General features: G+C 66.4%; 17 protein-coding genes. 12 read left to right on the plus strand and 5 right to left on the minus strand.

Translation table 11 applies throughout. The features are described from left to right. Positions 1–10: 10 nt before the first annotated feature. Genes AB4Z10_RS08830 through AB4Z10_RS08845 form a run of 4 tightly spaced genes read right to left on the minus strand, consistent with a single transcriptional unit; the run spans position 11 to position 4,118 of the window. Entirely contained in the window at positions 11–1,408 is a 1,398-nt protein-coding gene (locus AB4Z10_RS08830) for an aldehyde dehydrogenase family protein (protein WP_441470041.1), read from the minus strand. 13 nt (positions 1,409–1,421) lie between these two features. Beyond that, a complete protein-coding gene (locus tag AB4Z10_RS08835; RefSeq protein ID WP_441470007.1) occupies positions 1,422–2,708 on the minus strand; it encodes an FAD-dependent oxidoreductase in 1,287 nt (428 codons plus the stop codon). Then, the gene (locus tag AB4Z10_RS08840) at positions 2,701–2,964 is read right to left on the minus strand and encodes a 2Fe-2S iron-sulfur cluster-binding protein (protein WP_441470008.1); all 264 of its coding nucleotides are present in this window, start codon (positions 2,962–2,964) and stop codon (positions 2,701–2,703) included. Before AB4Z10_RS08840 ends, AB4Z10_RS08835 begins: the two co-directional genes overlap by 8 nt. Continuing rightward, on the minus strand, positions 2,961–4,118 hold the full coding sequence (locus tag AB4Z10_RS08845; RefSeq protein WP_441470009.1) for an NAD(P)/FAD-dependent oxidoreductase: 1,158 nt from the start codon (positions 4,116–4,118) through the stop codon (positions 2,961–2,963). Before AB4Z10_RS08845 ends, AB4Z10_RS08840 begins: the two co-directional genes overlap by 4 nt. Before the next feature lie 158 nt (positions 4,119–4,276). Here AB4Z10_RS08845 and AB4Z10_RS08850 point away from each other — a divergent pair, with 158 nt between their 5' ends. The 6 genes from AB4Z10_RS08850 (at position 4,277) to AB4Z10_RS08875 (ending at position 11,191) form a co-directional block, all read left to right on the plus strand. Then, positions 4,277–5,161: a LysR family transcriptional regulator gene (locus AB4Z10_RS08850; RefSeq protein WP_441470010.1), complete on the plus strand. Its 885-nt coding sequence runs from the start codon at positions 4,277–4,279 to the stop codon at positions 5,159–5,161. 480 nt (positions 5,162–5,641) lie between these two features. Continuing rightward, positions 5,642–7,249, plus strand: coding sequence for an ABC transporter substrate-binding protein (locus AB4Z10_RS08855; protein ID WP_441470011.1), 1,608 nt, complete (start codon positions 5,642–5,644; stop codon positions 7,247–7,249). 55 nt (positions 7,250–7,304) lie between these two features. Continuing rightward, a complete protein-coding gene (locus tag AB4Z10_RS08860) occupies positions 7,305–8,258 on the plus strand; it encodes an ABC transporter permease (RefSeq protein WP_441470012.1) in 954 nt (317 codons plus the stop codon). 4 nt (positions 8,259–8,262) lie between these two features. After that, positions 8,263–9,150, plus strand: coding sequence for an ABC transporter permease (locus AB4Z10_RS08865; protein ID WP_441470013.1), 888 nt, complete (start codon positions 8,263–8,265; stop codon positions 9,148–9,150). Further along, on the plus strand, positions 9,147–10,184 hold the full coding sequence (locus AB4Z10_RS08870; RefSeq protein WP_441470014.1) for an ABC transporter ATP-binding protein: 1,038 nt from the start codon (positions 9,147–9,149) through the stop codon (positions 10,182–10,184). The genes AB4Z10_RS08865 and AB4Z10_RS08870 overlap by 4 nt, the downstream gene beginning before the upstream one ends. Beyond that, positions 10,181–11,191: an ABC transporter ATP-binding protein gene (locus tag AB4Z10_RS08875; RefSeq protein ID WP_441470015.1), complete on the plus strand. Its 1,011-nt coding sequence runs from the start codon at positions 10,181–10,183 to the stop codon at positions 11,189–11,191. Before AB4Z10_RS08870 ends, AB4Z10_RS08875 begins: the two co-directional genes overlap by 4 nt. Before the next feature lie 305 nt (positions 11,192–11,496). Here AB4Z10_RS08875 and AB4Z10_RS08880 read toward each other — a convergent pair whose 3' ends face one another. Beyond that, a complete protein-coding gene (locus AB4Z10_RS08880; protein WP_441470016.1) occupies positions 11,497–12,426 on the minus strand; it encodes a hydrogen peroxide-inducible genes activator in 930 nt (309 codons plus the stop codon). Positions 12,427–12,720: 294 nt separating this feature from the next. Between AB4Z10_RS08880 and katG the strand changes: the two genes are divergently transcribed. The 6 genes from katG to rfbA all read left to right on the plus strand — a co-directional run. Next, on the plus strand, positions 12,721–14,901 hold the full coding sequence (gene katG / locus AB4Z10_RS08885; RefSeq protein ID WP_441470017.1) for a catalase/peroxidase HPI: 2,181 nt from the start codon (positions 12,721–12,723) through the stop codon (positions 14,899–14,901). A 318-nt stretch (positions 14,902–15,219) separates the two neighbouring features. Then, positions 15,220–16,146 (plus strand): glycosyltransferase family protein, encoded by a 927-nt coding sequence (locus AB4Z10_RS08890; protein ID WP_441470018.1) that lies wholly within the window; start codon positions 15,220–15,222, stop codon positions 16,144–16,146. Positions 16,147–16,302: 156 nt separating this feature from the next. Continuing rightward, the gene (locus AB4Z10_RS08895; RefSeq protein ID WP_441470019.1) at positions 16,303–17,214 is read left to right on the plus strand and encodes a dTDP-glucose 4,6-dehydratase; all 912 of its coding nucleotides are present in this window, start codon (positions 16,303–16,305) and stop codon (positions 17,212–17,214) included. A gap of 16 nt (positions 17,215–17,230) precedes the next feature. After that, positions 17,231–17,788 (plus strand): dTDP-4-dehydrorhamnose 3,5-epimerase, encoded by a 558-nt coding sequence (gene rfbC, locus AB4Z10_RS08900; protein WP_441470020.1) that lies wholly within the window; start codon positions 17,231–17,233, stop codon positions 17,786–17,788. Beyond that, on the plus strand, positions 17,788–18,681 hold the full coding sequence (gene rfbD, locus AB4Z10_RS08905; RefSeq protein WP_441470021.1) for a dTDP-4-dehydrorhamnose reductase: 894 nt from the start codon (positions 17,788–17,790) through the stop codon (positions 18,679–18,681). Before rfbC ends, rfbD begins: the two co-directional genes overlap by 1 nt. Positions 18,682–18,684: 3 nt before the next feature. Further along, positions 18,685–19,517: glucose-1-phosphate thymidylyltransferase RfbA (gene rfbA, locus AB4Z10_RS08910; RefSeq protein ID WP_441470022.1), on the plus strand; the 833-nt coding region annotated here is incomplete at its 3' end.

A 19,517-nucleotide genomic window follows, 5' to 3' on the forward strand; every position in this document is an offset into this window, starting at 1 on the left:
CCTTGCATCATCAGTCGATGACGACCTTGGTTTCGCTCATCTCGCGCAGGGTCATGTGGATGCCCTCACGGCCCAGCCCGCTCGACTTGATGCCGCCGAACGGCACATTCTCGGCGCGGAAGTCCGGGCCCTCGTTGATCATGACGCCGCCGACGCGGAGCCGGCGGGCGACCCGCTTCACGAGCGCATGGTCGTTCGTGAAGAGCCCGGCCTGCAGCCCGTAAGCGCCGTCATTGATCTCGGCGATCACCGCATCGGGATCGGCGAAGCGGCGCACGGCGAGCACCGGCCCGAACGTCTCGGAGCGGACGAGCTCCGACTGCGCCGACACGGCGTCGAGCAGCGTCGGCGCGAACAATGTGCCTTGGCGGCTTCCGCCGGCGACGATCCGGGCGCCATCCGCAACGGCAAGCTTCACGCGCCGCTCGACCTCGGCCGCTGCCGGCTCGTCGATGACGGTGCCCATGACGGTCGCGGCATCGGCCGGATCGCCGGTGGCGACCTTCGCGACCCGCGCCGCGATGCGTTCGATCATCGTCTCGCGGATGGCGTCGTGCAGATAGAGCCGCTTCACCGCGGCGCAGCTCTGGCCGGCGATCTCGAAGCGGTGCGCGATGGCGACTTCGGCGGCACGGTCGAGATCGGCGTCTGGCATGACGATCAGCGGGTCGTTGCCGCCGAGTTCCATCAGGCAGCGAACGAGGCCGGAGGCGTTCTTCAGCGCCAAGCCCGCCGTGGGGCCGCCGGTGAAGCTGAGCAGATCGATGTCACCGCTCGCGATCATCGCCGCGACATCGGCGCCGCCATGGACGATGCCGAACAGACCGGCAGGGAAGCCTGCTTCCTCGGCAAGTTCGGCCAGACGCTGCGCGGCGAGCGGCGCCTTCGGCGAAGGTTTCGCGACGATGGCGTTCCCGGCCGCGATCGCAGGCCCGAGTTTGTGGCAGAGCAGGTTGAGTGGATAGTTGAACGGCGTGATCGCACCGAGGACCCCGGCAGGCTCGTGTGTGATGACGGCCTGCTTGTCCGGCGCACCCGGTACGATGGCTGTGGGCAGAACCTCGCCATGCAGCACGGTGACGGCGTCGCCACTCAGCCGGAGCGTGTTGCGGGCGCGGCGGACCTCGTTGCGCGCCTCGGTGATTGTCTTGCCGACCTCCGCGCAGATCGTCTGGGCCATCGCCTCGGCCTCGTCCCCAAGGCGGTCGGCAAGCCGATAAAGCAGCTCCTTGCGTTCGGCGGGGGTGCTGAAGCGGAAGCTGGACCACGCCTTGCGCGCCCGGCGCAGGGCCTCGGCCACCGCGATCTCGTCGGCCTGGCGGACCCTGCCGACGAGCCCGCCGTCGAACGGATTGGTCACCTCGACCATGGAGGCAGCGATAGCCCGGGCGGGCTTGGCGAGGGACATGGTCACGGTCAGATCACTCCGTTTCATCGTTTGTCAGGCGGGCGAGCGCTGCGACCGAAACCGGTCGCAAGGGCCAGCGCGGTGGCGTTGCGGCCGGCAATGGCCGGCCCCGCAGGGCCGCGATCATCGGGCCGCAGAAGCGGCCCTGGCAGGCGCCGAGCCCGAAACGGCCCATCAGCCGGACCTCGCGGGGCGAAGCGTCGTCTGGCAGGGCCGCCAGATCCGCATAGCTGCGTCCTTCGCAGCGGCAGATCACGGTCTCGGGCGCAGGCGCGATCGGCTCGCTGTGGAGCGCTCGTGCAAGAGCGGCCTGAAAGCCCCGGGCACGCTGCAGGCTGTGCTCATCCCGCGAAGCGTCTGTGCCTGCGAGGCCGAGGCGGGCCAGCACCTGCATCGCCGCGCGTCGACCGTCGAGCAGCGCGGCATCCGCACCCAGCGCTTCCCTCCCGTCTCCAGCGAGCAGGATGGACACGGCCGCATCGGGGGCCGGTAGTGGAATGCCGGTGCGGTTCGGCTCGATGCCGTCATGGATCAGCAGATGCCGCACGCGCAGGACTTGCTGCGTCTCACCGACGCGGATGCCGACCTTGAGACCTTCGCCATCCGGCTCAGCCCGTGTCACCACGCCTCCGCAACGATAGGGCACACGGCCGATGGCAAGTGCCGCTGCATAGGCCGCAGCCTCGGCCATCGGCGCCCATGACACAGCGAGACGGGCCAGAGCCTCAGGGGCGCGCCACGGCCGGCCGCGCTCCAGCACGGCGACCGGCGGATTGCCGGCCTTGGCGAGCTGGGCTGCGAGGGCGGGCAGCAGCGGCCCGCTGCCGGCCACCAGGATCGGGCCTTCCGGAGGACGGCCGGTTTCCTTGAGCAGCACCTGCGCGCCGCCGGCCGTCATGACGCCGGGCAGTTCCCAGCCCGGGAACGGGCGGATCGTCTCGACGGCACCGACCGCGATGATCGCTCCACGGGGGCGGCGCGCGAAAACGCGGCCGGCACGACGATCGTCGAACAGAAAGTGGCCTTCGCCGTCGACGCCGAGAAAGACGGTCTGCGTCCGGGTCTCGATGCGACCGGCTGAGGCCTGGAGCCGCGCCATGAGCCCGGCCCAGTTGCGGCGGTGGCGAGCGGGCCGCCAGACATGGCTTTCTTGGCCGGCAGCCGGCTGGCGATGGATGGCGCCGCCGAGCTGATCCCGCTGCTCGATCAGCAGGACGGGCAGACCGGCTTCCGCGATGGTGGCAGCCGCACTCGCGCCGGCCGGACCGCCGCCCACGACGAGGATAGGGGCCTTATGCATGGTCGGCTCCGATCGCGGGCAGCGCGCCGAGCCGCAGGCCTTCGCTTGCGAGTGTCAGGCAGGCTTCGACCGGCGCCGCGCCCGCGACCGCGACGACGCAGCCCTGGCAGGCGCCGATCCCGCAGAACACCCGCCCGCCGGGCGCATCGTTGGACTGGCCGAGATCGGCGACGCCGGCCCGGAGCAGAGCTGCCGCGATCGTCTCGCCCGGCTGGAAAGCCACCGGCTCGCCGTTCCAGAAGAAATGGCTGGTCATGCCTGGGCCTCGACGCGAGCGAAGCGTTGCGGCGCCAGAGCGGAAAGGTCGGTTTCCGGCTTCTCGCCGAGCAGCAGGCGGGCAGCGCAAGCACCCATGAACGGCCCAAGGCAGATGCCGTCGCCCTCGAAGCCAGTCGCAATGACGACGCCTTCGCGATGCGGGTGTAGGCCGACGATCGGCAAGCCGTCGCGGGAAGCGGTCCTCACCCCGGCGAAGCTGCGCAGGACGCGGCGACCGGCGAGCGGGGGGTAGAGATCCAGAGCCTCGCGCAGGATCGCCGCGATGGTCACCGCATCGGTGGCGTGGTCGCTGCGATGGTCTTCGCGGCTGCCGCCGATCAGGAACTGGCCCGTCATCAGCGGGTCGATCACCAAGCCGATATGGGCGTTGTCGCGAACGATGCCGCGCTTCGCGGCGAGATAGGAAGCCGCCATCAGATGACCATCGATCGCAGGGCCTGCCGCGCTGGCCCGGTCGGTGACGACCATCTGCCCCTTGCGCGGGATCAGAATCTCGCCGAGGCCGAGCAGCGGAGCCGAGCCGATGCCTGCGGCGACGAGCACCGCATCGGCTGCAAGCAGCTCGTCCCGGATCGCGACGCCGCCGACGCGCCCGGCCCGCATGACGATCTCGGACACTGGCGCATTGCGGCGGATGCTGACGCGGCTCTTGTGCAGGAGCCGTTCGGTGATCTCGTAGCCCAGCGCATGCCCGTCATCGGGAATTTCGAGCGCTGCGCAGACGCTGCCCCCCAAGCCCGGAATGCGATTCAGCAGGACCGGGCGGCTGATCTCGACGACGCGCTCGCCCGCCGCCGCGAGGTCGGCGCCATGTTCGGCGACGAGCTCTGCCTCGATCGCCGTTCGTGCAACGAGGAAAGTCGAGCGGCAATGGAACAGGCCGCGAAACAGGCCATCCCGCTCGCTGCGGACGTAGAAGGCCCGGGCGTGGCGTGCGAGATCCATCATCGGGCCGGGACGTTTGCTGGCGACCGAAACCGCCCCATCCGAGGCGCCGGTTGCTCCTGCCGACGGCCCGGAAGCATCGAGCAGTGTCACCCGTGCGCCCGTGGCGGCCAGGAAATGGGCGGCGGCTGCGCCCACGATCCCGGCGCCGACCACGGCAACATGAATGGATGAAGAGGAGGCCATGCCGGCGCGGTTCGTCCCGTAATGCGATGCCGAGAACCTCGTCGGCTTCACCCATCGGGTCGATGCAAATGATCTGCTTCGACTTGCCTCATTGTTTGCAAGTGGCGGAAGGCGCGCTGTTGTAGGAAGGAATGACGGGCCGTCCGCCGGAAGGGATCATGCGCGAAGCCAATCTGACGCTCATCCAGACATTCTTCATCGTTGCGCGCGACGGCTCCTATTCCGCCGCGGCGCGCAAGCTCGGCATGAGCTACCAGTCGGCCGCCAACCATGTGCGGCGGCTGGAGCAATTGCTGGCGGAACGGCTCGTCGTCTCCGAGCAGGGCGCCAAGACAGTGACCCTGACGCCGCGTGGGCGCAGCCTCTACAAGCTGTTGCTGCCGGAGCTCGATACCGTGCTGACCCGGCTCGACCGCACGCTCCAGAAGGAGCGGCCGGTGCTGCGGATTGGCCTGCCGCAGGCCATCTTCTTCTATCTGATGCCGCCGATCCTGGCGCAGTTCCGTGCGCTTTTCCCGCAGGTCGAGATCATCGCCTTCGAGCGCGATACCGCCCTGCCGGAGATGATCCGGGACGGCAGCCTCGATCTGTGCATTACCGAGCGCTATTTCGGCGATCCCAATGTGCCGCAGCACCTTGTCTGCACTTATCGGCCGGCGCTCGTTCTGCCGCGCGAATGGGGGACGCCACCGCGAGGGGAGATCAGGCAGTGGGTCCAGGGACGCCCCTTCGTCACCTATGAGCCCGGCCAGCTTCTGCGCAACCTCGCCATCGATTATCTGCAGCAGGACGACATCGAGATGGAGATCGCGATCTCGACATCGGGCAGCTCAAGCGTGAAACGCTGCGTCGAGGCCGGTCTCGGCTACGCGATCATTCCCGCCTGGTGCATGGATGGCAACGAGACCACGATCACTGCGATCGAATTGCCGGAACTGCCCGAAATTCCCATCTATTTTGGCGAAGCCAGCTTTTTGGCGCGCAACCCCTACGTTGTCGCACTACGGCGGCTTTGTGTGGGTTTCACTTCCGCGATGGAATAGGGGCCGCATCAGCCCGGGCGCCGGCGCGGTACCACTCGTCTGGCCGGACCACGGCAAAGGGCATTTCCTCCTTCGCCCGTGGTTCGGAAGCTCACGTTCGATCAAGCGGCTGCACACGGCAACCCGCACCTCGCGGACCAAGCTCAGGGCCTGGCGCCCTCGCCCGGCGGCGGCGATGATCTCGTCCGGATTGACGGTCCAGGTGAACGGTCCGGGCGCATACCATCCGGTCGGCGTCCTCGGTCGGTAACGGCGGCGCGCGCCGTCGGCCGTCAGCCGCAGTATCCTGCCGCACCACATGTGCTTCTGGGGCTGCCCCGGCCCGCCAAGATCGATCAGAGAGGGCGACGACCGGCATCCCCAACCGAAACGCGACATCCCCGATTGCGGAATCGCAGAACCGTTACGACGCGAGCCAGCGCAGAAATGTCGGATGGCACGGTGCTTGCTCGGATGGCTCGATGCCACCGGGAGAGTTCTATGCGCCTATCTGTTCTGAAGACGGCTTTCGTGCTCGCCATCCTGCCCACCCTGCACAGTGTCGCCTGGGCGCAAGGCACGCTGCGGATCGGCATGACGGCGTCGGACATTCCCCTGACCACCGGCCAGACCGACAATGGCGGCGAGGGCATGCGTTTCATGGGCTATACGGTCTATGACGCGCTCATCAACTGGGACCTGTCGAGCGCGACCAAGCCCTCCGACCTCGTGCCCGGCTTGGCGCTCAGCTGGGGGCTCGATCCCACCGACCCGACCAAGACCAAGTGGCTCTTCAAGCTGCGCCCCGACGTGAAATTCCATGACGGCTCAGCCTTCACCGCCGAATCCGTGGTCTGGAATCTCGACAAGCTGCTCAAGAACGACGCTCCGCAATTCGACCAGCGTCAGTCTGCGCAGGGCAAGTCGCGCATCCCCGCCGTCGCCTCCTATCGCGCCATCGACCCGTTGACGCTGAAAATCACCACCAAGTCGCCCGACGCGACCCTGCCCTATCAGCTTGCCTGGATCCTGATGTCCTCGCCGGCCAACTGGGAGAAGCAGGGCAAGAGCTGGGACAACGTCGCCAAGTCACCTTCCGGCACTGGCCCGTGGAAACTCGCGAGCTTCGTGCCGCGCGAGCGCGCCGAGCTGGTTCCGAACCCGGACTACTGGGACAAGGCGCGCGTGCCGAAGCTCGACAAAATGATCCTGCTGCCGCTGCCGGAGGCCAATGCCCGCGTCGCGGCCTTGCGCTCCGGTCAGGTCGATTGGATCGAGGCGCCTGCGCCGGACGCGGCGAAATCGCTGATATCGGCCGGCTTCAAGATCGTCACCAACGCCTATCCGCACAACTGGACCTGGCACCTGTCGCGCGCCGAGGGTTCCCCCTGGAACGACATCCGCATCCGCAAGGCGGCCAATCTGGCGGTCGACCGCGAGGGCATGAAGGAACTGCTGGCGGGCATGATGATCCCGGCCGAGGGCTTTTACCCGCCCGGACATCAATGGTTCGGCAAGCCCACGTTCAAGCTCGAATACAAGCCGGACGAGGCCAAGAAGCTGATGAAGGAGGCCGGCTACACACCGGAGAAGCCGCTCGTCACCAAGATCCTGATCTCTCCCTCGGGTTCCGGCCAGATGCAGCCGCTGTCGATGAACGAGCTGGTGCAGCAGAATCTCGCCGATATCGGCATCAAGGTCGATTTCGAGGTGGTCGAGTGGAACCAGCTCATCAACATCTGGCGCGCTGGCGCCAAGGATGCGAGCTCGCGCGGCGGCACCGGCATGAACTACACCTACTTCATCCAGGATCCGTTCACCGGCTTCATCCGCCATCTCCAGTGCAACCTCGCCCCGCCCGCCGGCACCAACTGGGGCTATTACTGCGACCCGGAGATGGACAAGCTCTTCGACCAGGTGCGCAACACCTTCGACCCGAAAGAGCAGACCGGCATCCTGCAGAAGATCCACGAGAAATACGTCGACGACGCGCTCTTCCTGATGGTGACGCACGATGTGAACCCGCGCGCCATGACCGCCAAGGTGAAGGGCTTCGTCCAGGCGCAGAACTGGTTCCAGGACTTCTCGCCGATCACGATGGACAAGTGAGAACGCGGTGGCGCGGCCGCCTCGCGCGGCTGCGCCCGTCGCCGGGAGGTGATCCTTGCTTCTCTACGCCCTGAAGCGCCTCGTCTACGTGCTGCCCGTCGCCTTCGGCGTCAGCATCGTCTGCTTCATGCTCGTCCACCTGGCGCCGGGCGATCCGTTGACGGCGATCATGCCGATCGACGCCACTGCCGCGCAGCAGGCCGAGATGCGCGCCGCCTATGGCTTCGACAAGCCACTGCCGGTGCAATACGCGCTCTGGCTCTGGAAGGTGCTGCATGGCGATCTCGGGGCCTCGATCGCATCCGGCCGCCCGGTTGTTTCGGAGGTCGGTCGGGCCGTCGGCAACTCGCTGATCCTTGCCTCGCTGGCGACGCTGATCGGCTTCGGCTTCGGCACCTTCTTCGGCTTCGTCGCTGGCTATTTCCGCGGCAGCGTCCTCGACCGGCTCGCCTCGCTGGTCTCGATACTCGGCGTCAGCGTGCCGCATTATTGGCTGGGCATGGTGATGGTGATCGTCTTCTCCGCCATCCTGGGCTGGCTGCCCTCGACGGGTGCCGGTCCAGGCGGCTCGACAGCCTGGACGTTCGACTGGGAGCATCTGCGGTACATCATCCTGCCGGCGATCACGATGTCGGCCATCCCGATGGGCATCATCGCGCGCACCGTGCGCGCGCTCGTCGCCGACATCCTCTCACAGGATTTTGTCCAGGCGCTGCGCGCCAAGGGCATGGGCGAGTGGGATGTTTTCAAGCATGTCGTGCGCAATGCCGCGCCGACGGCGCTCGCTGTAATGGGCCTGCAGCTCGGCTACCTGCTCGGCGGCTCGATCCTGATCGAGACCGTCTTCGCCTGGCCCGGCACCGGCTTCCTGCTCAACACTGCGATCTTCCAGCGCGACCTGCCGCTGCTGCAAGGCACCATCCTCGTGCTGGCGCTGTTCTTCGTTGGCCTCAACCTCATCGTCGACGTGCTCCAGACCACGCTCGACCCGCGCATCCAGCGAGGCTGAAAGCATGAGCGCAATCGATGCCGGAGCGCTCGCCGTCATGACCCCCGTCAGGAGCGAGGGCTACTGGTCAAGCGTGGGACGCCGGCTGGTACGCGATCCCGTCGCGATGCTGGCGCTCACCGTGATCCTGCTCATCATACTTGCGGCGATCTTCGCGCCCTATATCGCGCCCGCCGACCCGTTCCGCGGTTCGATGGTGCGGCGGCTGCGGCCCATCGGCACAACGGGCTATCCGCTTGGCACGGACGAACTCGGCCGCGATCTGCTCTCGCGGCTGATCTATGGCGGCCGGCTCTCGCTCTTCATGGGCGTCACGCCGGTTATCCTCGCCTTCATCCTCGGCTCCTCGATCGGCATCTTCGCCGCCTATGTTGGCGGCTGGATCAACACCCTGGTGATGCGCGTCATCGACGTGTTCTTCGCCTTCCCTTCGGTGCTGCTGGCGATCGCGCTTTCGGGTGCGCTCGGCGCCGGCATCCTCAACTCGATCGTGTCGCTGACCGTCGTCTTCGTGCCGCAGATCGCGCGCGTCGCGGAGTCGGTCACGACCCAGACACGCAACCGCGACTTCGTCGAGGCTGCCCGCATATCCGGGGCGGGCATGCTGACCATCGTGYGTGTCCATGTGCTCGGCAACGTGCTGGGGCCGATCTTCGTCTATGCGACCGGCCTGATCAGCGTCTCGATGATCCTCTCCTCCGGCCTCTCCTTCCTCGGCCTCGGCGTGAAGCCGCCCGAGCCGGAATGGGGCCTGATGCTCAACACCTTGCGCACCGCGATCTACAGCCAGCCGCTGGTCGCGGCGCTGCCGGGCATGATGATCTTCATCACCTCGATTTCCTTCAACCTGTTCTCCGACGGCCTGCGCGGCGCGATGGAGGTGCGGCAATGAGCGGCTTGGCGAACGATCCGCGCGACCGCGGCGGCGCAGGCACGCCGCTCCTCGACGTGCGCGGGCTGGTCAAGCACTTCGGCGGCAAGCGTAGCCTCTTCGGCAGGCCGAGCGGCACTGTCCGCGCCGTCGACGGCGTCGACTTCAGCATCGCCAAGGGCGAGACGCTCGGCATCGTCGGCGAATCCGGCTGCGGCAAATCGACCACGGCCCGGCTCGTCATGCAGATCGTCAAGCCCGATGCTGGCGACATTCTCTTCGACGGCGAGAAGGTCGGCTCCGCCGCGCTCGACCTGAAGGCGTTCCGCCGGCAGGTCCAGATGGTCTTCCAGGACAGCTACGCCTCGCTCAACCCCCGGCTAACGGTCGAGGACACGGTCGCCTTCGGCCCGCGCATCCATGGCGCCTCGGCTTCCGCATCGATCGCGAAGGCGCATGACCTGCTCCATCGCGTCGGGCTGGAGCCGCGCCGCTTCGCCGGGCGCTATCCGCACGAGATCTCCGGTGGCCAGCGCCAGCGCGTCAATATCGCCCGTGCGCTCTCGCTGAACCCGCGCCTGCTCATTCTCGATGAGGCGGTCTCGGCGCTCGACAAGTCGGTCGAGGCGCAGGTTCTCAATCTCCTGCTCGACCTCAAGCGCGATTTCGGTCTGACCTATATGTTCATTACCCACGACCTCAACGTCGTGCGCTTCATGTCCGACCGGATCATGGTGATGTATCTCGGCAAGGTCGCCGAAGTCGGGCCATCCGAGCTGATCTTCGAGAAGCCGGGCCATCCCTATACGGCCGCCTTGCTCTCTTCCATGCCGTCGATGGACCCCGACAGCCTGACTGAGGAAGCGCCGCTGGCCGGCGACCCGCCGAACCCGATCAACCCGCCAAGCGGCTGCCGCTTCCACCCGCGCTGCAAGATGGCTTCGGCGCTCTGCAGCCATGCGGAGCCCGAGCTGACTGAGGCCAGCTCACAGCATTTCGCGGCCTGCCATCTCGCCGACCCCGCCTCTGGCCATCCGAGGCTCGCGGCCGCATGACCAGCACAGCCCCGATCGTTGAAGCGAAGGATCTTACCGTCGATTTCGCGGCCGGCCGCGGCATGATCCGCGCCGTTTGCGGCGTCGATCTCTCGCTCAAACCGGGGGAGACTGTCGCGCTGCTTGGCGAATCCGGTTCCGGCAAAAGCGTGACCTTGCGGGCGCTGATGCGGCTCCATCCCAAATCCGCCAAGATTGGCGGCTCGGTCGCTGTCGACGGGCAGGACGTGCTCGCCCTATCGCCCTCGGCCCTGCGCGCCTATCGCGGCAAGACGGTTTCGATGATCTTCCAAGATCCCGGCCTCGCCTTCGATCCGGTCTATCGCATCGGTGATCAGATCGCCGAGACGGTGATGCGCCATGAGGGCGTCTCGCGCGCCGAGGGCCGCAAGCGCGGGCTCGAATTGTTCGAGCGCGTCCGCATCCCCTCGCCGGAGCGCCGGCTCGACAATTTCCCGCATGAGATGTCGGGCGGCATGCGTCAGCGCGCCATGATCGCGCTCGCCCTCGCCTGCCGGCCGAAAGTGCTGCTCGCCGACGAGCCGACGACGGCCCTCGACGCGACCGTGCAGATTCAGGTCCTGCTGCTGCTGCGGGAGTTGCAGCGGGAGTTCGGCCTCGCCATCGTCTTCGTGACGCATGATATCGGAGTTGCGGTCGAGGTCGCAGACCGGATCGCTGTGATGTATGCGGGACGCATCGTCGAGAGCGGCTCGTGCCGGGGCGTCATCCGCAACCCAGCCCATCCCTATACGCGCGGACTGCTCGCCTCCCGGGCCCATGCCACGCTCGGCAAGGACGAGCGCCTGAAGGCTATTCCCGGCTCGCCGCCCGATTTGGCCGCGCCGCCGGTCGGCTGCGCTTTCGGCCCTCGCTGCGGAGACTTCATTGAGGAATGCGCTCAGGGCGTGCCCGACAACGTCCGGATCGACCCCGTTCATACTGTGCGATGCTTGCGAGCCGTTTCCGAGAGTCCGGTCCCGGCAACGACAACGGCTCGAACGTAACCGCAAAGAGATTGGCAGGAGATCCCCGCTCGCAGGCAATCGCCAGATCGGCGAACCCGGGGCCCGCCGCGGCGGTTAGCCCGGCAGACCAGTCGCGATTGCGCGGCCGGCTTGAACCGCTCGCGGGCTCGTCCGGATCTATCCCAGGACTGCCCCTGCAAGACCAGCCCACCGACCTGACGCTGCTTCGCGGCGATGTCTTCGGGGTGGACCAATTGATCCCATCGGTGTTGGCCCGGGCATCGCCATCGCACTTGAGGCGGGCGGACGTCTCGAAAGCGCTGGGGCAATGGGCTCGGCAAGCCTCAGGAATGCGTGTGCGTCGAGGGATTTGCCCTGGACATACCGGCTGATCGACGAACCTTGTCGGATATCTGAAGCAGTTGTTTCGCGAGCGGGCTCGTCTTGCGCCAGACCATGCCAACGGTTCGGGACGGTTGAGGCGTTTTGAATTTTGCCACCGAGACCCCCGCCGAACGCGTTTCGAGGGCCACCGCCATCTCCGGTATCAGCGTCACGCCCAGGCCTGCATCGACCATCTGCACCAGTGTCGTCAAAGAGCTCGCATCGAGCATGTCGCGCGGCCGGGCCGAGCGCGGCTTGATCTTGCAGAACGACAAGGCCTGCTCGCGGAAGCAGTGTCCCTCTTCCAGCAGAAGAAGCCGCATTTCGCGCAGCGCGTCAGCATCGGGGACGGGCTTTCCTTCGTCCTCCTTCGGTCGCACCAAGACGAAGCTTTCCGTGAAGAGCGCCACTTCCGTCAGGGACGGTTCCGAAACCGGCAAGGCGACGATCGCCATGTCAAGACGCCCGTCGTTCAGCTCCTCGACGAGTCGCGGCGTCAACGTTTCGCGGATATGGAGATCGAGGCCGCCGTGCAAATCGGTTAGCTCGCCGATCAGGCTCGGCAAGAGATAGGGCGCGACCGTCGGGATGACGCCGATGCGCAGCCGTGTCACCAGCCCGTCCTGCGAAGCGCCTGCGTAGCGTTCCAGTTCATCGAGGGAGCGCAGGATATCCTTCGCGCGCAGAGCGATCTCTTCACCGAAGGTCGTCAAGCGGACTTGGCGTGTACCCTTCTCCAAAAGCTCGGTCCCGAGCTCCTCTTCCAATGCCTTGATCTGCATGGAAAGAGCCGGCTGCGAGATCGAGCACGCCTCGGCGGCGCGGCCGAAATGGCGATGGCGTTCCAAGGCCTCGAAGTAGCGAAGCTGCTTGAAAGTCAGGTTCATCATAATCCAAGCTTATCATCTGGATCAGAAAATCCGAATTAATATAATGAGACGTCTTTGGTAAGACGCTGGTAGCGAAGGGGGGATCGCAGATGCCGAGGCCGTGGCGCACCGCAGGGGTCGATGATGTTGCGCCTGCCATCAGCCGGGCCTTCGGGCCCCGTCCGGTGAGAACTTGCCGGTCGCCTGACATTTGTTCGCTTTGCTGACTGTGGCAGGCGCCGCATTCCCGCTTGGATATCGGTTCGCCTGTCGACGAAATCACATATTCCGCCAAGCCCAGCTCTGGAGAGAGACATGAAGGCGAAGACCGAGGACAGCACGGGCAAATGCCCCGTCGCCCATGGCGGCGGTGCCAGCCGACAGAACCGCGACTGGTGGCCGAGCCAGCTGCCTGTCGACCTCCTGAACCAGCATTCGTCGAAGTCCGACCCGCTGGACCAGGCCTTCAACTACCGCGAGGCGTTCAAGAAGCTCGACTACCAGGCGCTGAAGAACGACCTGCGCAAGCTGATGACCGATTCGCAGGACTGGTGGCCCGCCGATTTCGGCAACTATGGCCCGCAATTCGTCCGCATGTCCTGGCATGCCGCCGGCACCTATCGCCTCGCCGACGGCCGTGGCGGCGGCGGCCGTGGCCAGCAGCGCTTCGCTCCGCTCAATAGCTGGCCGGACAATGTGAACATCGACAAGTCACGGCGCCTGCTGTGGCCGATCAAGCAGAAATACGGCCAGCTGATCTCCTGGGCCGACCTGATGATCCTGACCGGCAACGTCGCGCTGGAGACCATGGGCTTCCGCACGTTCGGCTTCGCCGCGGGCCGCGAGGACACCTGGGAGCCGGATCGTGACGTGAACTGGGGCGCCGAGACGGCGTGGCTGACCCATCGTCCGCTCGACAAGTTCGATGCGCCGCTCAGCGCCACCGAAATGGGCCTGATCTATGTCAACCCGGAAGGCCCGGGCGCGAATGGCGATCCGATTTCCGCGGCCCACTTCATCCGCGAGACCTTCGCCCGGATGGCGATGAACGACGAGGAGACCGTGGCGCTGATCGGCGGCGGCCACACCTTCGGCAAGACCCACGGCGCCGCCGCGGAGTCCTACAAGGGGCCGGAGCCGGAGGCTGCGGAGCTCGAGGCGCAGGGGCTGGGCTGGGCCAGCAGCTACGGCACCGGCCACGGCGCGGACGCGATCGGCAGCGGCATCGAGGTTACCTGGACGCAGACGCCGGCGCAGTGGAGCAACCACTTCTTCGAGAACCTGTTCAAGTTCGAATGGGTGCAGACCCGCAGCCCGGCCGGCGCCATCCAGTGGGAGGCGAAGGACGCCGAGGCGGTCATCCCAGACGCCCATGACCCGTCGAAGAAGCACAAGCCGACGATGCTGACGACCGATCTGTCGCTGCGCTTCGACCCGGCCTACGAGAAGATCTCGCGCCGCTTCCTGGAGAATCCGCAGGCCTTCGCCGAGGCTTTCGCCCGCGCCTGGTTCAAGCTGACCCACCGCGATCTCGGCCCGCGCTCGCGCTATCTCGGCCCGGAAGTGCCGAAGGAAGAGCTGATCTGGCAGGACGTCGTGCCGGCCGTCGATCACCCGCTTGTCGGCCAGGCGGACATTGCCACCCTCAAGGAGAAGATCCTGGCTTCGGGCCTCACCGTCTCCGAGCTGGTCGGCACCGCCTGGGCCTCGGCCTCGACCTTCCGCGGCGGGGACAAGCGCGGCGGCGCCAACGGCGCGCGCGTTCGCCTCAGCCCCCAGAAGGACTGGGAGATCAACCGTCCGGCCCAGCTCGCCAAGGTGGTCGAGGTCCTCGACGGTATCCGGCGCCAGTTCAACAAGGAAGCCGACGGCGACCAGAAGGTCTCGCTGGCCGACCTCATCGTGCTCGCCGGCAATGTCGGCGTCGAGCAGGCGGCGAAGGCTGCCGGCCACAACATCACGGTGCCGTTCACGCCGGGCCGCACCGATGCCAAGCAGGAGCAGACCGATATCCATGCCTTCGACGTGATGGAGCCGGCGGCCGACGGCTTCCGCAACTACCAGAAGGCAGGTGCGAAGGTGGCGGCTGAGGCGGCACTGATCGACAAGGCGCAGTTGCTGACCCTGACCGCGCCGGAACTCACCGTGCTGGTCGGCGGCCTGCGAGCGATCAACGTCAACGCCGATGGCGGCACGCATGGCGTTCTCACCCATCGGCCGGGCGCGCTGACGAACGACTTCTTCGTCAACCTGCTCGACATGGGCACGCAGTGGAAGGCGATCTCTGACGCCAAGGATTTGTTCGAAGGCACCGATCGCAAGACCGGCGCAGCAAAGTGGACCGGCACGCGCGCCGACCTCGTCTTCGGCTCGAACTCGATCCTGCGCGCGCTGGCGGAGGTCTACGCCAGCGCCGATGCCAAGGAGAAGTTCGTGAAGGACTTCGTCGCGGCCTGGACCAAGGTGATGAACCTCGATCGCTTCGACGTGGCCTGATCACCACATAAAAAGATGCTCGGCCGCCCGTTCTCGGCAGCGGGCGGGCATGAATTGCATGCGATTGGCTCGTGCGGCGGTAGCATCACGAGCCAACATTTTTCCCGGAAAGATGACTTCAGAGGCATCGAAAGGGTCGCGGCAAACGCCCAACCTTCAAGGCTTCTCAAATCCGGCTACGGCGCCGGCCTGAGCCGTTCCGGAACAAGGAGCGAGCAGAGCGACGATCAGCACCGGATGGCATCGTGAGTCTTCCTCGGATTGGTTGATCAGCTCGGCAAGCAGCGCTAAAGCCACCGGGAAAGCTGAGAGCATGACATGATGGCAGTGCCGAAAGCACAAACGTCCGACAGGCGCTGTTGTGCTGCCGTGGTGTTGTACCGGCCGGTTTCGGCGTTGCTCGCCCTACAGGTCGATGGCCTGCGCGGGACACGTTTCATCGCCTTTGCCAACGGTTCCTTGGAGCCCGACGCTGCCGCTGCACTGACCCCGGCGGATTTGCGCCTGATCGCGAGCCCCGACAATGTCGGGCTGGGGCGAGGCCTCAACGCCGTGATGGAGGCCGCGTCCGAAGAAGGCTTCACGCATGTCTTGCTGCTCGATCAGGATAGCGAGCCCACCTCGGCGATACTGGCAGCGCTCGCCGGCCGGATGCAGGAACTGGAGCGGGCCGGAGAGAGGGTCGCCGTGCTGGCTCCCCGCCTCGTTCCGCCGGGAGAGGGTTTCTACAAGCCGATCCGTTATGAATGGCGCGGCCAGCCAAGAGGCGACGGTCTTGCGGGCGTCGATTTTGCACCGACCTCGGGTTCGCTGATCAGCGTCGAGGCCTATCGGGATATCGGCCCCTTCCGGGACGATTTCTTCATCGCCGGCATCGACGTCGAATGGGGTTTTCGCGCCTGGAGCAAGGGCTGGGCATCCTACATCGCCAGAGATCTCGCGATGCCGCATCGCTGGGGCGAGGCGGTGAGTGAAGACGAACTCGGCAAGGCCCAGATCCTGCGCCATGCTCCGATCCGAAATTACTACTACGCGCGCAACGTGATCGCCGTTGCCCGGCTCTCGCATGTGCCGCTTTCTTGGCGGATCAAGTCTTGCGCAGCGCTGGCGATGCAGATCGGACTGATGGCGCTCAAAGGCGCTCCGGGAGGCCTGCCGCCGATCTGGGCGGGGTTGCGCGACGGGTTAGCCGGACGGCTCGGTCCTGCGCCTCCTCAGGCTGCCTGGACTAGATCCCACGCTTGAAAGACCACGGCGAAAAATGAAAGCGTATCGTGACGCCGCTGCCCCGCCTTCACGACGATGGCAGCAAGGAACCGGTCGCTTGACTCCTTAAGAGGAGGCTGCTTTTTGCCGCCTCGACTTGGAACTTGATCGCTTTTCCTCTCGGAGTTCTGCGGCGTGCCCTTGCGTTATCTCGTCACCGGCGGCGCCGGGTTCATTGGTTCGGCGGTTGTGCGGAAGCTGATCGGTGAGACCGGGCATGAGGTCTGCGTCGTCGACAAGCTGACCTATGCCGGCAATCTGGCCTCGGACGGGCCGGCGGCCTTCATCGAGACGAATGTCGTCGGCACTTTCACGCTGCTGCAGGAGGCGCTGCGGCATTACCGGGCGCTGCCGGAGGCTCGAAAGCAAGGCTTCCGCTTCCACCACATCTCGACCGACGAGGTCTTCGGCTCGCTGGGCGCGGAAGGCTTCTTCCGCGAGGACACCGCCTATCAGCCGAACTCGCCCTATTCGGCCTCCAAGGCGGCCTCGGACCATCTCGTGCGGGCCTGGCACCACACCTACGGCCTGCCGGTGGTGATGACCAACTGCTCGAACAATTACGGGCCCTATCACTTCCCCGAGAAGCTGATCCCGCTGATGATCATCAACGCGCTCGAGGGCAAGAAGCTGCCGGTCTACGGCAACGGCCTCAATGTGCGCGACTGGCTCTATGTCGACGATCACGCCGACGCCCTGCTCACCGTGGCCACGGCGGGGAAGCTCGGCGAGAGCTACAATATCGGCGGACACAACGAGAAGACGAACCTCGAGGTGGTGAAGGCGATCTGCACCATCCTCGACGAGCTCAGGCCCGATCCGGCGGGGCCGCGCGAGCGCCTGATCTCCTATGTCACCGATCGTCCCGGCCATGATGCGCGCTACGCGATCGATGCCGGCAAGATCGGCCGCGAGCTCGGCTGGACGCCGAAGCAGACCTTCGAGACGGGCCTGCGCCGCACGGTCGAGTGGTATCTCGCCAATCCCGGCTGGTGGGGCGATATCCGCTCCGGCAGCTATCGCGGCGAACGCCTCGGCGCGGCCTGAGCGGGAGACGGAAGCGATGCTGAGCGTCGAGGAAACGGCGATCCCCGCCGTCAAGATCATCTCGCCGAAGAAGTTCGGCGACCACCGCGGCTTCTTCTCCGAGACCTGGAGCCGCAAGGCCTTTGCCGAGGCCGGGCTCGATCTCGATTTCGTCCAGGACAACCAGTCGCTCTCGGCAGCGGTCGGCACGCTGCGCGGGCTGCATTTCCAGTCCCCGCCCTTCGCGCAGGACAAGCTGGTGCGGGTGACGCGCGGACGCATCCTCGACGTCGCCGTCGACATCCGGGCGTCGTCCCCGAGCTTCGGCAGGCATGTTGCGGTCGAGCTCTCCGCCGAGAACTGGAGGCAGCTCCTGGTTCCGGTGGGTTTCGCGCATGGTTTCGTCACGCTCGAGCCGGACACCGAGGTGCTCTACAAGGTCACGGCGCCCTACGCGCCGGAGAACGACCACGGGCTCGCCTTCGACGACCCGGCGCTGGGCATCGACTGGGGCCTGCCGCTGGCCTCGCTGACCCTCTCCGACAAGGACCGCAAGCATCCGCGCCTGGCCGAGATGCTGGGTTATTTCGACTGATGGGCCTGCGCATCGCCGTCACCGGTTGGACCGGCCAGGTCGTCCGCGCCATGCTGGAACGCGTGCCGGTGGGTGCCGAGGTCGTCGCGATCCGCCGCCCGGAGCTCGATCTCGCCGATTACCGGACGATCGCGCCGGCTCTTCGTGCGGCCAGGCCCGACGTCATCGTCAATGCCGCGGCCTATACGGCTGTGGATCAGGCCGAGAGCGAGCCCGACCTCGCCATGCGCGTCAACGGCCAGGCGGCCGGCGAAGCGGCGCGCGTGGCCGCCGCCCTCGGCATCCCCGTCATCCAGCTCTCGACCGACTACGTCTTCGACGGAACACTCGGCCGGCCCTATCGCGAGGACGATGCGACCGGTCCGATCTCGGCCTATGGCGCGAGCAAGCTCGCCGGCGAGCAGGCCGTCGCGGCGGCGACGGCGAACCATGCCGTCCTGCGCACCGCCTGGATCTACAGCCCCTTCGGCAAGAACTTCGTCAAGACCATGCTGCGCCTGGCCGAGACGCGCGACGAGGTCGGCGTCGTCGCCGATCAGCAGGGCTGTCCAACCAGCGCGCTCGACATTGCCGACGCGATCTTCACTGTGGCGCGCAATCTCGCCGAGCGGCCGGGCGAGGCTTCCCTGCGCGGCATCTTCCATATGGCAGCCCGGGGCGAGGCCGTCTGGGCCGATGTTGCCGAGGCGATCTTCGCCGAACAGGCGCGCCTTGGCGGCAAGCCGGTCGCGGTGAAGCGCATCGCCACCACGGATTATCCGACGCCGGCGCGCCGGCCGGCGAATTCGCGGCTCGACTCGACGAAACTGGCAGCGACGCATGGCGTCAGCCTGCCGCAATGGCAGGACTCGCTTTCGGCCTGCGTCAAACGGCTCCTCGCAGATCAGGAATAGACGATGAAGGGCATCATCCTCGCCGGCGGCTCCGGCACGCGGCTGCATCCGATGACGCTGGCGATGTCGAAGCAGCTTCTGCCGGTCTACGACAAGCCGATGATCTATTATCCGCTCTCGACGCTGATGCTCGCCGGCATCCGCGAGGTGCTGATCATCTCGACCCCGCACGACCTGCCGAACTTCCGGCGCCTGCTCGGCGATGGCTCGGACTGGGGCATGAGCCTCTCCTATGCCGAGCAGCCCCATCCCGGCGGCCTCGCGCAGGCCTATCTGATCGGCGCCGACTTCGTCGCAGGCGAACCCTCCGTGCTGATCCTCGGCGACAATCTCTACTACGGCCACTCGCTGCCGGAGATGATGGCCTCGGCAGCGGCCCGAACCAGGGGCGCGAGCGTGTTCGCCTATCATGTGCGCGATCCCGAGCGCTACGGCGTGGTCGCGTTCGACGCGACCGGCAAGGCGATCTCGATCGAGGAGAAGCCGCAGCTTCCGAAATCGAACTGGGCCGTGACGGGGTTGTATTTCTACGATGCCGAGGTCGTCGAGATCGTGAAGACCCTGAAGCCCTCGCCGCGCGGCGAGCTCGAGATCACCGACGTCAACCGCATCTATCTCGAACGCGGAGAGCTTTCGGTCGAATGCATGGGCCGCGGCTTCGCCTGGCTCGACACCGGCACCCCCGACAGCATGCTCGAGGCCGGCGAGTTCGTCCGCACCCTCGAAGCCAGGCAAGGCCTGCGCATCGCCTGCCCCGAAGAGATCGCCTATCGCCAGGGATGGATCTCGAACGCCCAGTTGACCACCCTCGGCCAGAAGATCGCAAAAAGCGATTA

It is taken from the genome of Allobosea sp. RAF48, from assembly GCF_052114025.1.
Taxonomy (GTDB): domain Bacteria; phylum Pseudomonadota; class Alphaproteobacteria; order Rhizobiales; family Beijerinckiaceae; genus Allobosea.

Coding starts and splice junctions, on each gene's coding strand:
- AB4Z10_RS08835 (WP_441470007.1), bottom strand. CDS start 2,708: ATGCATAAGGCCCCTATCCTCGTCGTGGGCGGCGGTCCGGCCGGCGCG.
- AB4Z10_RS08875 (WP_441470015.1), top strand. CDS start 10,181: ATGACCAGCACAGCCCCGATCGTTGAAGCGAAGGATCTTACCGTCGAT.
- AB4Z10_RS08870 (WP_441470014.1), top strand. CDS start 9,147: ATGAGCGGCTTGGCGAACGATCCGCGCGACCGCGGCGGCGCAGGCACG.
- AB4Z10_RS08845 (WP_441470009.1), bottom strand. CDS start 4,118: ATGGCCTCCTCTTCATCCATTCATGTTGCCGTGGTCGGCGCCGGGATC.
- AB4Z10_RS08890 (WP_441470018.1), top strand. CDS start 15,220: ATGATGGCAGTGCCGAAAGCACAAACGTCCGACAGGCGCTGTTGTGCT.
- AB4Z10_RS08830 (WP_441470041.1), bottom strand. CDS start 1,408: ATGTCCCTCGCCAAGCCCGCCCGGGCTATCGCTGCCTCCATGGTCGAG.
- AB4Z10_RS08840 (WP_441470008.1), bottom strand. CDS start 2,964: ATGACCAGCCATTTCTTCTGGAACGGCGAGCCGGTGGCTTTCCAGCCG.
- rfbC (WP_441470020.1), top strand. CDS start 17,231: ATGCTGAGCGTCGAGGAAACGGCGATCCCCGCCGTCAAGATCATCTCG.
- katG (WP_441470017.1), top strand. CDS start 12,721: ATGAAGGCGAAGACCGAGGACAGCACGGGCAAATGCCCCGTCGCCCAT.
- AB4Z10_RS08855 (WP_441470011.1), top strand. CDS start 5,642: ATGCGCCTATCTGTTCTGAAGACGGCTTTCGTGCTCGCCATCCTGCCC.
- AB4Z10_RS08850 (WP_441470010.1), top strand. CDS start 4,277: ATGCGCGAAGCCAATCTGACGCTCATCCAGACATTCTTCATCGTTGCG.
- rfbD (WP_441470021.1), top strand. CDS start 17,788: ATGGGCCTGCGCATCGCCGTCACCGGTTGGACCGGCCAGGTCGTCCGC.
- AB4Z10_RS08880 (WP_441470016.1), bottom strand. CDS start 12,426: ATGATGAACCTGACTTTCAAGCAGCTTCGCTACTTCGAGGCCTTGGAA.